This is a genomic window from Neomoorella sulfitireducens (assembly GCF_024733845.1).
GTDB lineage: Bacteria > Bacillota > DSM-521 > Neomoorellales > Neomoorellaceae > Neomoorella > Neomoorella sulfitireducens.
Map to the genome: position 1 here is coordinate 96,880 of NZ_JANRHG010000007.1, position 13,848 is coordinate 110,727.

At 55.0% G+C, this 13,848-nt stretch carries 11 protein-coding genes, 2 pseudogenes and 1 CRISPR repeat array (1 of these 14 only partly in view); of the genes and pseudogenes, 10 read left to right on the plus strand and 3 right to left on the minus strand.

Translation table 11 applies throughout. The features are described from left to right. Positions 1-6: 6 nt before the first annotated feature. The 5 genes and pseudogenes from NWF31_RS08800 to NWF31_RS14980 all read left to right on the plus strand — a co-directional run bounded on the left by NWF31_RS08800 (position 7) and on the right by NWF31_RS14980 (position 1,977). Positions 7-156 (plus strand): SDR family NAD(P)-dependent oxidoreductase, encoded by a 150-nt coding sequence (locus tag NWF31_RS08800; protein WP_258360136.1) that lies wholly within the window; start codon positions 7-9, stop codon positions 154-156. An 87-nt stretch (positions 157-243) separates the two neighbouring features. Then, positions 244-570 carry an IS66 family insertion sequence element accessory protein TnpA gene (gene tnpA, locus NWF31_RS08805; protein WP_258360137.1) on the plus strand — a complete coding sequence of 109 codons (327 nt, stop codon included), beginning with the start codon at positions 244-246 and terminating at the stop codon, positions 568-570. Beyond that, a pseudogene (gene tnpB / locus NWF31_RS08810) lies at positions 564-698 on the plus strand (IS66 family insertion sequence element accessory protein TnpB); the annotation flags it as partial. The gene tnpA and the pseudogene tnpB, both read left to right, overlap by 7 nt. Before the next feature lie 96 nt (positions 699-794). Beyond that, positions 795-1,370 (plus strand): annotated as a pseudogene (locus tag NWF31_RS08815) (IS66 family transposase); the annotation flags it as partial. Between the two features lie 331 nt (positions 1,371-1,701). Beyond that, complete coding sequence (locus NWF31_RS14980) at positions 1,702-1,977, plus strand: HEPN domain-containing protein (protein WP_422880267.1); 276 nt, start codon at positions 1,702-1,704, stop codon at positions 1,975-1,977. 82 nt (positions 1,978-2,059) lie between these two features. Here NWF31_RS14980 and NWF31_RS08820 read toward each other — a convergent pair whose 3' ends face one another. Then, complete coding sequence (locus NWF31_RS08820; RefSeq protein WP_258360138.1) at positions 2,060-2,224, minus strand: PCP reductase family protein; 165 nt, start codon at positions 2,222-2,224, stop codon at positions 2,060-2,062. Between the two features lie 279 nt (positions 2,225-2,503). Here NWF31_RS08820 and NWF31_RS08825 point away from each other — a divergent pair, with 279 nt between their 5' ends. The 5 genes from NWF31_RS08825 to NWF31_RS08845 all read left to right on the plus strand — a co-directional run bounded on the left by NWF31_RS08825 (position 2,504) and on the right by NWF31_RS08845 (position 10,896). Further along, the gene (locus tag NWF31_RS08825) at positions 2,504-3,814 is read left to right on the plus strand and encodes a putative manganese-dependent inorganic diphosphatase (RefSeq protein ID WP_258360139.1); all 1,311 of its coding nucleotides are present in this window, start codon (positions 2,504-2,506) and stop codon (positions 3,812-3,814) included. 167 nt (positions 3,815-3,981) lie between these two features. Next, complete coding sequence (locus tag NWF31_RS08830; protein WP_258360140.1) at positions 3,982-5,436, plus strand: Wadjet anti-phage system protein JetA family protein; 1,455 nt, start codon at positions 3,982-3,984, stop codon at positions 5,434-5,436. A 61-nt stretch (positions 5,437-5,497) separates the two neighbouring features. Next, positions 5,498-6,109 carry a DUF4194 domain-containing protein gene (locus NWF31_RS08835; RefSeq protein ID WP_258360210.1) on the plus strand — a complete coding sequence of 204 codons (612 nt, stop codon included), beginning with the start codon at positions 5,498-5,500 and terminating at the stop codon, positions 6,107-6,109. Next, the gene (locus NWF31_RS08840) at positions 6,078-9,566 is read left to right on the plus strand and encodes an ATP-binding protein (protein ID WP_258360141.1); all 3,489 of its coding nucleotides are present in this window, start codon (positions 6,078-6,080) and stop codon (positions 9,564-9,566) included. The genes NWF31_RS08835 and NWF31_RS08840 overlap by 32 nt, the downstream gene beginning before the upstream one ends. Next, the gene (locus NWF31_RS08845; RefSeq protein WP_258360142.1) at positions 9,499-10,896 is read left to right on the plus strand and encodes a Wadjet anti-phage system protein JetD domain-containing protein; all 1,398 of its coding nucleotides are present in this window, start codon (positions 9,499-9,501) and stop codon (positions 10,894-10,896) included. The genes NWF31_RS08840 and NWF31_RS08845 overlap by 68 nt, the downstream gene beginning before the upstream one ends. Before the next feature lie 422 nt (positions 10,897-11,318). Here the strand turns inward: NWF31_RS08845 and NWF31_RS08850 are convergent, their stop codons facing one another. Beyond that, entirely contained in the window at positions 11,319-12,680 is a 1,362-nt protein-coding gene (locus NWF31_RS08850) for a DNA methyltransferase (RefSeq protein ID WP_258360143.1), read from the minus strand. Between the two features lie 224 nt (positions 12,681-12,904). Then, complete coding sequence (locus NWF31_RS08855) at positions 12,905-13,126, minus strand: hypothetical protein (RefSeq protein ID WP_258360144.1); 222 nt, start codon at positions 13,124-13,126, stop codon at positions 12,905-12,907. 101 nt (positions 13,127-13,227) lie between these two features. Continuing rightward, a CRISPR array of direct repeats spans positions 13,228-13,848; the repeat unit is 37 nt; unit sequence GTTTCAATCCTCGCCCGGCATGGGAGCCGGGCGCAAC (it continues 135 nt past the right edge of the window).

A 13,848-nucleotide genomic window follows, 5' to 3' on the forward strand; every position in this document is an offset into this window, starting at 1 on the left:
GATTTTATGGGTATTTTAAGTGGAAGATCATGTTTGTTGGTGGGTGCGAGTTCTGGAGTGGGTTACGGTGCCGCATTGCGTTTTGCGGAAGAGGGTGCAAATTTAATTGCTTGCGCCCGCCGTGTTGAACGAATTGAAAAGCTTGCGGAAGAGTAAGCGTCAAATACAACCCACTTCGGCACCACCCCCAAGCATAGGGGATAGGATAATCCTTCTCAGAAAACAAGCTGAGGAGGTTTTTTTATGACCAAAGCCGAACGGCAAGCACTATGGGAAACCCGGATAGCCGAATACAAGAAAAGTGGGCAAAGCGTCAGGGAATGGTGCGCTATCCATAAAGACATTAACCCCAAACAATTATGGTACTGGCTGCGGAAGTATAAAGACCAGGACGCAGTTTCCCCGGGTAAATCAGACCGGTGGTTGCCGGTAAAAATAACCGAGCAGGCATCTATAGAAAAGGGCCACGCTTTACTGGTTAATGTAGGGCCGGCCAGCATCGAGGTAAGACCCGGTTTTGATCCCGCCTTGCTAGCCCAGGTAGTCCGGGTGCTGGTAGCGATATGCTAAATGAAGCTGGCATCGACCGGGTTTATCTCGCCTGCGGCGCCACTGACTTGCGCAAGTCCATTGACGGGTTAGCGGTGCTGGTCAAGGAAGGGTTTGAGCTGGACCCCTTCTCTTCTTGCCTTTTCGTTTTCTGCAACCGCTTCTTCCACCATCACCATAAGCCGCCGGGAACTGCGCTGGCTGCTCGACGGCCTCCCGTGCTGAACCTTTACCTGAGCAGCAAAAGAGACATTCTCCATGCCGACGAGACGACCTTACAGGTGCTGCAGGAACCCGGAAGGGAAGCTACCGCCAAATCATATCTCTGGCTTTACCGTACCGGAAGGGGAGGACCGTCAATTGTCCTTTACGATTACCAGACTACCCGGGCCGGCAAACACCCCTGCCGGTTCGTGCTGGACGAATTTTTAACATGACTTAAGAAGCAGAAAGCGCAGGTGCTGCCCAAAAGTGCCTTTGGGCGGGCGGTTTATTATTGCCTGGACCAATGGGATAAACTCGTCGCCTTTTTACAGGACGGGCGCCTGGAACTGGACAACAACCGCAGCGAGCGCTCAATCAAGCCCTTTGTCATCGGCCGCAAGAACTGGTTGTTTGCCAACACCCCGCGTGGTGCCAAAGCCAGCGCCATTACCTACAGCATTATAGAAACGGCAAAAGAAAATGGGTTAAATTCCTTCCAGTACCTCATATTCCTCTTTGAAAAACTTCCCAACCTGGACATTGAGGACAAAGATGCCCTGGATGAACTCCTGCCGTGGTCGAAAAACCTGCCCCCTGTCTGCCGGATGAATAATTAAGGTTGTTATAGCCCCCACTTAGGTGATAGGTGGGGGTTATTTTTTCTTCGGCAAAGGTGGGTTGTATTTGACGCTTACATCCTTACTAAAGGACTTGTAAATTGGCACCTTGAAGATGCAATCCGCGAGAAACTTTACCCGGTAGAGTTAGAGACAGGAGCAGTTTTATCAATAGCGGTTTTTAGCGAACAGGAGTGGAATTCCCCTCTATACCAGGCCATGCCTTTTACCCAGAATGTAAGACGTGAGGGGATAGTTCTGTGAAAGAAGAAATTAAGCAGTTAATCCTATACAGGATGGAACGCGCTAAAGAGGCTATAACTGAAGGGAATTGCTTTTTTCAGAAGGCCATATACGTACTTCCGTTAATCGGTTATATTATGCCTGTTTCTACGCTGTTTTTGCTATTCTCCTTGCAAAGGGTTACTCGTCAGCCAAACATTCAGGTATCCGTTCGCTTTTCCACCAAAAGATCGTAAAAACTGGTTTGGTTAACCCTTCGACCGGAACATTATATAACAGGCTGTTCGATGCCCGCCAAAAGCTGATTATGCCGACCTGGTTAAATTTGAAGCAGATATTGTTGCTCCCTGGTTTGATGAAGTAAAATTATTTGTCGATCAGCTTGAAACTCTTGTGGTTAAAGATATTAGTCAGTGCTGATGCATTAACCATTAACAAAAGAGGCTTTAGCTCTTACCTGCCAGGACCCGGCGGGCTGCCGTTACGTCTGCGTCGGTCACTATCCGGCCGCCCCTTTCCCGCACGTAATCTTCAACCTGCTTTTTAACCTTTGACCGGATAAAAAACGGCACTTTTTCCAGCCGCGCCAGGGCCTCTGGCGCCCTTTCCATGGACATTCCTCCTGCTTTATTTTCATTTATTTATTTTACCAGCCTACCTCAGGGTGAACAATTAAGTATATCACAGTATAGGCGTTTTATAAAGAAAAGGGGCCATACTTGCTGCCCTTACAGCTGCGGCCGGTCGTTAGGATCAGGCCGCAGCGGATCATTGCTTTTTCATGCTTCTTGCAATAAAATTTAAAAAGGCTGTACAAAGCCAGGGTGTACGGGCTTAATCTATCCCGGGGATAAAAGAACAGGGAAGTCCTATTAAGGGGGATTTAGAACGTGGGGAAAGAAATCCTGGTAATAGGGCACCAGCGACCGGATACGGATTCTATTGCTGCGGCCATTGGTTACGCCTCTTTAAAGAATGAGCTGCAGCAGGGAGGTTTCCAGGCCGCCAGGTGCGGCAGGCTTAACCGGGAGACGGAGTTTGTCCTATCTTATTTCAATATCCCTGCCCCGCCTTTAATTGAAGATGTCCGTACCAGGGTAAAGGACGTCCTGGACGGCGGGCTTCTCTTTATTTCTCCGGAAGCCACTGTGCGCCAGGCAGGTATTTTTATGCGCCAGCACGGTGTTAAAACCCTGGCTGTTGTCGATAATGACCGGCACTTGCTGGGCCTTTTTACCGTTGGGGACCTGGCAAGGTTACTCCTGGAAGCCTGGGATACGGGTAAAGTTCCCATGGATGAGCCCGTTGGCAAGGTGATGCAAAGGGATAACCTGGTGGTCTTTCATCAGGACGATCTTATCATGGAAGTTCGCCAGACCATGCTGGACACGCGTTACCGCAATTACCCGGTAGTCGATGACGGCCACTGCTTTGTGGGTTTAATTGCCCGCTACCACCTGCTGGCCATGCCCGGCAAAAGGGTTATCCTGGTGGACCATAATGAAAAGAGCCAGGCCGTACCTGGCATTGAAGAAGCAAAAATCCTGGAGGTCATTGATCACCACCGCCTGGCCGATATCGAGACTGCCGAGCCTGTAATGGTTCGCAATGAACCGGTGGGGAGTACGGCAACCATTGTCAGCAAGATGTACCGCGAGCAGGGCCTGGAACCGGAAAAGGGCACTGCCGGCGTCCTGTGCGCGGCTATCTTATCCGACACCCTGCTTTTTAAATCGCCGACAAGCACTTTAACCGATAAAGGACAGGCAGAGTGGCTGGCCGGGATAGCAGGAATAGACGTAAATGATTTTGGCCGGGAAATGTTCCGGGCCGGCTCTTCCCTGGTGGGTCGCTCGGGACGGGAGATTATCCTGGAGGATTTTAAAAACTTCAACTTCGGCGGCACCAGAATCGGCATTGGTCAGATTGAAATTATCGATTCCGGTACCCTGCCGGTCGACCGCCGGGAACTCAAGACCGAACTGGAAAAGCTTCAGGTAGAGAGGAATTATGATTTAGTTGTCCTGATGGTCACTGATTTGATGCGTAACGGTACGGAGCTGCTATTCACCGGGCCCCAGGCGCGGGCCGTGGAACGGGCTTTTAATGTTGCCCCCGGGACGGACAGCATCTTTTTACCTGGAGTTATGTCCCGCAAAAAACAGGTAGTGCCACCTTTACAACGTCTATTACAGAAATAAACGCTAATGGTGCCTCCGGGATGAGTAAAAGGAGGCGCCATTATTATTTACTGCGGTGATGGGTGTCAGACGAGGATTTTCCTTTAAAAATGTCGAATAGCATACGGCAGGTAAGGAATAGTGGAGAACCGGCGATGATTGCCTAGTAATTACCGGGGGTCTGCCTGTTGAAGCTTTTCGAGGTGTTGCCGGAGCGTCTTTTTCAGGTTTTCAGCGGCCGCAACCGGCAAATTTACGCCGAGGCCCTCCTTCTTCTTTATGAGCAGTACCGGATCAACCGCTTTGGTATCCAGTATGAGGTTATGCGGGATTTGATGCAGGAGCTGATCGAGAGCCGGGAAGAAGAAGGCGTCATCTATGAGGTGGAGGAAGATGAGGAGCGGGTGCCTCCCGGAACGATTCAAGAAGCAGGCGGCGAGGATCTGGCAAGGCTCAAGGCCGGAGCCCTTTTGCGCCGCCTGGACAGGCTGCAATGGATCCAGGTGGAAGTACGGGATAATTTCCGCCGCTATATTGTCCTGCCCCGCTATGCCAGTAGGCTGCTGGCAGTCTTTCAGGAGTTGTGCGAGAACAGGGTTGTCGAGTACCAGCGCTTCGCCTTCGTCACCTACCAGCTCCTTTCCGGCGAGGAAGCACGCTTAAGGCCCGGCTTTGCCATCCTGGAGGCCCACAGGATAACCCAGGAATTTCTGGAAGAACTGCGGGCGCTGGTCAACAACATGAAGCACCATATGGAGCAGGTGGTGGCCAAAACTTCCATCCAGGAAGTGCTGGACCACCATTTTGAAGAATACAAGGCCCACATCATCGACCGCAGCTACCACCGCCTCAAGACTTCCGACCACGTCTCCCGGTACCGGCAGCGGATCCTCACCACGGTGCAGGAGTGGCTCCTGGACCCGGAATGGATGGCCCGGGCCGTGGAAGACGCCCTGCGCAGCGAGTTTTTTACCGATAGGGAAGAGGCCGCCGGTGAGATGCGTCGCGCTTTGATGGATATCGAGGAGATTTACCGCAGCCTGGACGAGATGTTTTACCAGATCGATTTGCGCCACAACCAGTACCTGCGAGCCTCTTATGAACGGGCCCGGTATTTAAGCCAGCACAGCTCCAGCGTCGATCGCTACCTGGCGCACATCCTGGAGTGGACGGCGGCAGGCATCAGGGAGGGCAACTTCGAGATGGAATCCTGCCTGGCCGGCCTTTTCAATTTGATGCGCTTAAATCTTGTAAATGAGCAGTCCCTCTACACACCGCGGCGGCGCCGGGCGCCTCATAAACCGGAACCCGTGGTGGTGGTGGCCGTGCCGGAGGAACTCAAAAGGCAGCTTAAGGAACAAAGCCTGGAGCGGGTACGGCAGGCCGTAACCCGGGAAAAGGTGGGCGCCTATGTCCTGGGCCGGATGGGGACGCGCCGGGAGATGGGCATTGCCGAGCTGGTGCCCCAAAACATGGAGGAATTCCTGTATCTTCTCTATGTTTACCTTTACGGCTACGACGGCCTGGCGGGCTATCAATTGGTGGCGGGCGGCGAAAACCGCATTCTCGATATAGGCGGTTACCGTTTTTCCGACCGGCGGGTCATCAGGGTGGACAGGCCCGGGAAACGGCGGGCCGTTTGAAAGCAGGGCAAGGGTATATAACATGACGACGGCAAAAGAGCAGGGAAGGCGGTGATTGCCGGTGTTTGGCCCGGGAGAAAATATAAGCGAGCAGGACAGGGAGCGGTTGCGGGACGTCATCAACCGCCTGCTGGCCGTAAACTTCCTAAACAAAGAGCAGGAAAGAGAACACTACCTGGTTGCGCGACGCCACCGCCAGGCCCTGGAGGATTTTTTCCGGTTCCTGGGCTGGGAAATCGTCTTTGACGACCGCCACGAGTGCATTTTCGTCCTGGCGCCAGAAGCGGGATGCCGGCGCAACCTCACCCGGGAGGAGAGCATCTGGCTCCTGGTTCTCCGGCTTATCTACCAGGAAAAGCGCCAGGGCCTATCGTTGAGCGAATTCCCGGTAACCACCCTCCACGAAATCCGGGCCAAGTACGAAGCCTTTCGCCTTCCTCTTTTTAATAAAACCCGGCTGCAGGAACTGGTACGCCTTGGCACCCAGTACAGGCTCCTGGAACCCCTGGATGACGACCTGAGCTCCGACGACTGCGCCTTCCGCCTGTTCCACACCCTTCTTTACGCTGTCCGGGCTGATACGGTGGAGAAGTTGCATCAAAAAATAGCTAACTACGAGCAGGGAAGGGAGGTTGCACCGGATGAAGTGGTTGCGCCGCCTGCGGCTGATTAACTGGCATTACTTCCACGACGAAACCCTGGAGTTCGGCCAGCAGACCCTTATCGCCGGCCGCAATAGCGCCGGCAAATCGACCATCATCGATGCCCTGCAGGTCCTGCTGGTGGCCAACCAGCGCCAGATCCGCTTCAACTCGGCAGCTCACGACGAGGCGCGGCGTTCCCTCATCAGCTACCTGCGGGGCAAAACCGGCGGCGAGGAGCGCAAATACCTGCGGGAAGGTGATTTTACCGGCTATATTGTAGCCGAGTTTTACGACCAGGAGAAGCGGGAAACTTTTGTCATCGGCGTTGTCATGGACGTTTACGGCGATGATGCAGTTGATGAGGAGTACTTCATCCTGGCGGGAGTGCGGCTTTCCGATCTCGACTTCTGGAGCGCGGCGGAACGCTGGAAAAACCGGGAGGAGTTTCACCGCTACTGCCAGAAACTGCCCGGCCGCCATATTTTCGAGCGCAGCAAGATGGGCTACCAGAAGGCCCTTTTAAACCGCCTGGGCCTGCATAGCGATCGCTTTTTCCCCGTTTTCGTTAAAGCCCTCTCCTTTAAACCCATCCAGAACGTGCGCGACTTCGTCTACCAGTATATCCTGGACGAGAAGGAACTGCAGCTGGACCTCCTGCGGCAGAATTTTGAGATTCACGAGCGCTACCGGGCCGAGCTGGAAGCCCTGGAAGAAAGGCGGCAGAAGCTGGAGGAAATCTGCCGCCAGTATGAAACCTTTGCCCGCCTGCGGGAGACGGTTGCCGTCCAGGAGTACGTTATCCGCGGCTTAAGACACGCCCGCGAGGCGGAGCTCAAGCAGCAACTGGAAGACGGCATCCGTTTCCTGGCGAGCGAGGTGGAGCGCCTGGGCCGCGAGCTGGAACTGGCGCGGGCCGGGCAGCAGGAGGCCAGGGAGAAGGCGCAAATAGCATATCAAAAATGGCAGGGACATGAATTAAAGCGGCGGCAGCAGGAGCTGCAGGAGGGCCTGGCCCGCCTGGATAAGGAACTGAAAGAGCAGCAGACGATGCTGGCGGCTTTGCGCCAGACCGTTGAAAGGGAAAAGGCCCTGCTGGCGGGCCTTATGGCAGTGGAAGAAGACGAATACTGGCAGTGGCAGCCGGGGGAGAGGGAACATCTGGCCCGGGTCCGGGAGCTTTTTGCCGGCCTGCTCCCCGCCGGTGATCCCGGCTGGCACCCCGGGGAAGAAACCGCGGCTGCGGTGCGCGAGGCGGGCCTTTTCCTGGCCGGGGTATACGGTCGCTTTGCCCGGGCCGCCGGCCGCCTGGAAGAGCGGCTGGCCCATTTGGAGGGGCAAATGGCAGAGCTGGAGGGCCAGATCCGCGACCTGGAAAATAAAAAGCGGCCCTACCCCCAGAGCGTCGTCAACCTTAAAAATCTGCTGGAAGAGCGCCTTGAAGGGCGTTCGCCGGTGTGGATTTTCTGCGAGGAAATGGATATAAAGGACGAAAGCTGGCGGGATGCCATCGAGGGCTACCTGCACACCCAGCGTTTCGACCTGCTGGTGGCGCCGGACTGTTTTGCAGAGGCCCTGACCCTTTATGAGCGGGAAAAGAAAAATTACCAGGTTGAGGGTGCCGGCCTGGTGGATACCGAGAAAGAACAAAAGTACCTGGGCACCGCCCGGGAGGGTTCCCTGGCGGAAGAAATGGTGACGGCCAACCCGGTTATCCAGGCCCATATCGACCACCTCCTGGGCCGGGTGATGAAGGCCCGCGACGAGCAGGACCTGCGCCGCTTTGCCACGGCCATCACCAGGACCTGCATGTCCTATCACAACCTGGTGGCCAGGCAGCTGGAGAAACACCGCTACGCCGTGCCCTATATCGGCGCCCGGGCCATCGCCCGCCAATTGGAGATCAAGCGCCAGGAGCTGGCGGAAACGAAGGAGCAGATCGCGAAACTGCGGCGCCGCCGGGAAGAAATGGCCGGGTGGCTGGAGCGGCTGGCCGACAGGAAATCCCTCTATGCCGGCATGGCCGAAAAACTGGACCTGCCGGCCCGCATCCGCCGCCTAGAAGAAGAGCGGACCGTTCTCGCCGTCGAGCTGGAGCGGCTGGACCTGGGAGAGGTGGAGCGGTTGAAGGAAGAGTATTTCTACTGGGACCGCCGCGAAAAAGAGCTGTCGAATAAGATTATAGAAATCAGCGGTCTGAAAAAAAGCCGCGAGAACGAATTGAACCAGAAGCGAACGGAGCTCTACCTGCAGGAGGAGAAGGTGCGGGAAGCTTTATCTTCCTGGCAGGCATGGCGGGAACAGTATCCTGTCGAGCTCCTGCCCCGGGCCGAGGAACGCTGGCGGGAAGTAGAGGGGCAGGATTTGCCCGCCGCCAACAAGCTGATCAACTGGGAGAACAGCCAGAAGGGCAACATCACCAGGCGGGAGCAGGAGTACCAGCGCCTGCGCGACATGCGCCACGAGTACAACCTGCGCTACACCTACAGCGCCGATCCCGGCGCCGCCGGCAATGAAATCTACCAGTCCCTGCTGGCTGGAATCGCCACGGTGGATATCCCCCGCTACCGGGAAAAATTGGCCGAGGCCCTGCGGCAGTCGGAGGAGGAATTTAAATCCCACTTTATTTACAAGCTCCGCGAGGCCATCGAGGCGGCGCGGCGGGATTTCAACGAGCTCAACTACGCCCTGAAAAACTTCCCCTTCCACGAGGACCGCTACCACTTTGAGATTAAGCCCAGTGAGAGGTACAGGCGTTTTTATGACGTGATCATGGACCCCGGGGTAATGGAGCAAGGCTCCCTTTTTGAGCTGCCTGAGGACGACCGGGCGGCCGTCCTCCATGAGCTTTTTGAGAAGCTCATCCGCGGCGAGGCCGGGGAACTGGAGGAGTTTACCGATTACCGCAACTACCTGGATTTCGACATCGTGGTCACCAGCGGCGACCACCGCTATTCTTTTTCCCAGGTGCTGCGGGAAAAATCGGGTGGTGAAACCCAGACACCCTTTTACGTCGCCATCCTGGCCTCCTTCAACCACCTCTATACCACGGGCAAGACCATCCGCCTGGTGGTATTCGACGAGGCCTTCAACAAGATGGACGAAGAGCGCATCCAGACCAGCCTCCGGCTCATCAAGCGGATGAATTTGCAGCTCATTGCCGCCGTGCCCGACGAGAAGATGCAGCACATGGCGCCCGAGGTGGACACCACCCTGCTGGTGCACCGCAACGGGTTCCACTGTTTTGTGGACATGGTCAGCCGCCAGGAAATCCTGGCCCTGGAAGAAGTGACTGCAAGCGTCGAGCAACCGGCCGGGTTAGATAAGGAAACACCCTCCGGCGGCTATGACGAAGAGTACGCCAGAAACGAAGGCAGGGAGGGTGTCGAAAACATGCGGCAGCGGCGAGGGGGTATAAGACATGCCTGGGACGGGCGGGGACCTGCGGGAACAGTACCGGTCCAGGATTCTCTCTTTACTGATCAGTAAATATGAAGGCAGCCGCTCCTTTCAAACCGGGACACCGGGCAAGCAGCGGCCCCAGTTTGCCATGCAGAAGAGCCCCCTGGCCGGCGATTATTTCGACGAGATGGACCACCGTAAAAGGGAAGCCATCCATGCCGCCCTGGCCGAACTGGCGGATGCCGGGGTGGTGGAGGTCACCTGGCCCCGTTTCCAGGAAGGCCGCCGGGTGGAAAAGGTGTATTTGAACTTTGATGCCATACCCCTGGCCTATGAGCTGGCGGGCCTGGAGCCCCGGGCGGAACGAATAGACAGGATGCGCCGGGTCCTGGCGCCCCTTGCCGCCCACCCCTGGGAGTGGGTGCGGCGGTGGTGGGCCGGGGCAGACGCTTCCTTAGCAGAGCGACGTTCGGCAGGTCTTGACCTGGATGACCCGGAGGGGTATGCGGGGCTGGTCAAGGTGCTCCTGGCCCTGCCTGAATTGGAAGACAGCATACCGGAGCGCATTTTCAGCCAGCGGGTCCTGGGGGATTCCAAGGCCTTCGAGCAGGGGGTGAAAAAACGGCTGCTCGCCCTCCTCAAATCCCACGGGCCGGAGGAATATGAAACCGACGCCGAGTACCTGGACAGCGTCGGCCTGACCGATAATCCCAAAATGGTCTTGGCGGCCGGGGGTTTTGCCTTCCGGGTGGGAAGCTCGGTGTTCGATGTAGGGGAACTGCCGGGCGGATTGGGCCTGTCCGCCCACACGGTGCGGGCCATGGAGATAACGTCTGTTACCGCTCCCCGGATTCTCCTGGTGGAGAATTTGACCAGTTACCACCAGGTTGTTCGGAATTTGAGCGAGCCGGCAGTTACAGTACGGGAAAGGGGAGATGACCGGTGTCCGGCAGCAGGGAGTCCTGCCGTCTTGGCAGTATATACCGGCGGCTTCCCCCACCGGGGCGTGCAGCTTTTTTTGCGCCGGCTCCAGGATTACCGGGAAACTCTTGCAGCCGCCGCCTGGCCCCCGGTCTACCACTGGGGCGACATGGACTACGGCGGCATCCGCATTTACGAATACATCCGCAGCAATTTTATTCCCGACTTGCAGCCTTATCTCATGGATGTAGACACTTATAGCAGGTATTTACATGTCGGCATACCCTTCGGCGATGAGTATGCCGCCAAGCTCCGGCACCTGCTTGAAGATCCTGCTTACGTTTCCTGGCACCCTCTCCTGCAGGCCATGCTGGAGCACCGCAAATGGGTGGAACAGGAGAGCATGGGCGGGGGGTTGAAAATCTCCCGCTATTTTAATCTCCCTGTACTCATTGCCGTAGATGTCCACATAGATGATCATCACCCGGTCACCTAAGGAAGCCAGCGGCATCCGCACTTCCCAGCCATCCTTTTTAATTTTGTCGGCATAAAAGACGGCATCAAGGGCAAAGACCTGCCCATCGTAATCGTAATCCACCATGACCATGGAAAGGGTTTCCAGGTTGCCTTTTTGTGACGCTCCTTTTACCATAGCTTTACTTTTGAAAGTCAGGATCCGGATCACCGCTTCGCTGGCCTGCTCCCCTTTCCCGGCTCGAATGAAGTATTCACACTGGACCTCGGGCAAACGAATGAAATCAAAGCCCACGGCCTTTACGGTCTCATTGACCAGTTTTTCGTTTAAAGGCTGGGCAATAGCCTGAGAATGGCGGCTGCGCAATTCGTTAATTATAGAATGGGGGATGCGCAGGATGTAGTAGCGTGTCCGACCCTTAGTGATATAATCTTCGAGGAAGGTCACGCACGCTGCCGGGGCGATGATAAAATAACGGGAACTAGCCCTGTCACCGCTTTGTTCATGCAATTCGTCAATAAAATATGGTCCAGCACCGCCCCGCCGCCGTGAAGGTGGTTAAAGACCAGCACGTCATCGGTACCCAGGTAACCGTCCCATTGTACGCCGCCTACCATGTGGGGTTCATCCCGGCACTGAAAAAGATGGAGGGCAATAAAACGCCATTCCTGCCAGGAAAAGCCCTGGAGCTGGGAATAATCATACACGCCGGTGTTATAAAGAACGAAGGGTTTGGGAGTAAGGGGTTCACCCCGGTTGCCGATTTCTTTTTTTAGGGTTAGCAGGCGTTTCTGGATAGTATAGATAGCTAGCTTGCTGCTGTCGATACCTATCCAGCGGCGCCCCAGCTTTTCCGCCACCGCCAGGGTAGTACCGGAACCGGCAAAGGCATCCAGCACGATATCTCCCGGGTTGGAGGAAGCGCGAATAATGCGTTCGAGCAGGTTTTCATTTTTTTGCGTAGGAAAACCCGTCTTTTCCCCGGAAAAGCTCATAATCTGAATAGAATCAAGGTGATCCAGTTCATAGCAGTTCCAGGTGTCCTCTACAGGATAACCTGCCCCCTCAGGTGGGGAGCCATCGCGCCTGGTATAACCCTCAGGATAAGGCAGGTAAATCTTGTTGAAGATGAAGTCGTCACTTTTTGTATAGAAAAAGAGAACGTCATGATTTCTTATCCAATTTTTGGCCTGCGTCTTAAAACCAGAAAGCCAGCCGATCCGCCAGATGATTTCCCGCTGGAAGCGGCTTTCCCCGAAGATTTCATCCATTATTACTTTTATGTAGTGACTTTTTTTCTCATCCAGGTGTACATAAATACTGCCATTGTCGGCCAACAGGTGCTTCATTAAGACCAGTCTTTTACGCAGGAACTCGATAAACCTGGCTCCGATTAGCTTGTCCTGGTATGCCCTTTCTTCCTGCGTACTTCTGTATTCCTGCCTGGTGGCGAAAGGCGGGTCGATATAAATTAACCTGACCCCAGGGGAATTGTCCGCATTGGCCAGCCTGCCCGTTTCTTTCCATCGTAAGAGGCTTTTCATCGCCTGCAAGTTGTCGCCAAAAATGAGCATATTACACCAATCATCGTTATGACCATTAGTAAAAAAGGTCTTTACAGGTTGCAGGGGCACGGCCATAGTTTCGGTAAGGATGTCTTCCTCGCGTTCCTTACCGGCATAAACGAGTTCATATTCCTGGCGCTCGGGGGGGAAGAGCAGGTTTTTATAATCGGCAGGCAGATCGGCGCCCTGTTCCAGTAGTTCTATAATATGACGGCGCTGGTGTTCATTTAGAGCAGGCATTTTTAAAGCGCACTCCCTCTATTTAGAAAAAGACTGCATTGGCATTATATCATGAACAGGGGGAGAGCGGAAGTGCCGTTGCCTGGACACCCCTGCTGTCCTGGCTATCTGCCTGATGCCGGCCCCTTGAGCTAGTAGTGCCTTGATTGCGCTGTCACTTGTACATGTTGACTACCTCTTTTTCCTCACCTCTCAGGGGAAATTTTATCACAAGTGGGTTAGTTTTATTTGACGATCGTAAATTCTATTTTACGATCTACACCAGTGGTCCAGGATTTTCGCTCGGCCACCGAACCATAGCACTCATATTGTTGCTTCTTGCAGCCCGTTGAGAAGCTTTTTAATTGCAGGCTCCCATTGAGCAGTTCTTCCATTACCTGGCTTGCGGTGCCACTGGCGCCACTTGATTCAGCACACCACGTCTTCTTAAAAGCGTATAATGACATTATAAACCTGCATTCCTCCCTATAACTAACGAATTTTTCTCGCCCGGCATGGGAGCCGGGCGCAACGCGATAACGGGGAAACACTATTTGTGTTCCCTAGTGTTTCAATCCTCGCCCGGCATGGGAGCCGGGCGCAACGCTTGATCGCATTCAAGCAGCAAAGACACCAAAGGGTTTCAATCCTCGCCCGGCATGGGAGCCGGGCGCAACTCCTGGTATGTTGTTTGATTGCATTCAAGCAACATGTTTCAATCCTCGCCCGGCATGGGAGCCGGGCGCAACATGCGCCAATTGTTTAATGTCTTCCTCTTCGCCTGGTTTCAATCCTCGCCCGGCATGGGAGCCGGGCGCAACTCGTAAACAACTATCACAAACTATGCTTTCAACGTGTTTCAATCCTCGCCCGGCATGGGAGCCGGGCGCAACGCGCCTCCAGTTCCCTTACCCGCTGAAGCCAATATTGGTTTCAATCCTCGCCCGGCATGGGAGCCGGGCGCAACATGGAAGTCCATACAGTTATTACATAAGCAGATTAAGTTTCAATCCTCGCCCGGCATGGGAGCCGGGCGCAACAGGAACTCCTTAAGGAGTTCAGAACGCCGTATGAGGTTTCAATCCTCGCCCGGCATGGGAGCCGGGCGCAACGTGACATCCTGATTGTGGACGATATCTGCAAGGTTTCAATCCTCGCCCGGCATGGGAGCCGGGCGCAACGGAGCTTC

Coding starts and splice junctions, on each gene's coding strand:
- NWF31_RS08820 (WP_258360138.1), bottom strand. CDS start 2,224: ATGGAAAGGGCGCCAGAGGCCCTGGCGCGGCTGGAAAAAGTGCCGTTT.
- NWF31_RS08855 (WP_258360144.1), bottom strand. CDS start 13,126: ATGTCATTATACGCTTTTAAGAAGACGTGGTGTGCTGAATCAAGTGGC.
- NWF31_RS08845 (WP_258360142.1), top strand. CDS start 9,499: ATGCCTGGGACGGGCGGGGACCTGCGGGAACAGTACCGGTCCAGGATT.
- NWF31_RS08800 (WP_258360136.1), top strand. CDS start 7: ATGGGTATTTTAAGTGGAAGATCATGTTTGTTGGTGGGTGCGAGTTCT.
- NWF31_RS08850 (WP_258360143.1), bottom strand. CDS start 12,680: ATGCCTGCTCTAAATGAACACCAGCGCCGTCATATTATAGAACTACTG.
- NWF31_RS08840 (WP_258360141.1), top strand. CDS start 6,078: ATGAAGTGGTTGCGCCGCCTGCGGCTGATTAACTGGCATTACTTCCAC.
- tnpA (WP_258360137.1), top strand. CDS start 244: ATGACCAAAGCCGAACGGCAAGCACTATGGGAAACCCGGATAGCCGAA.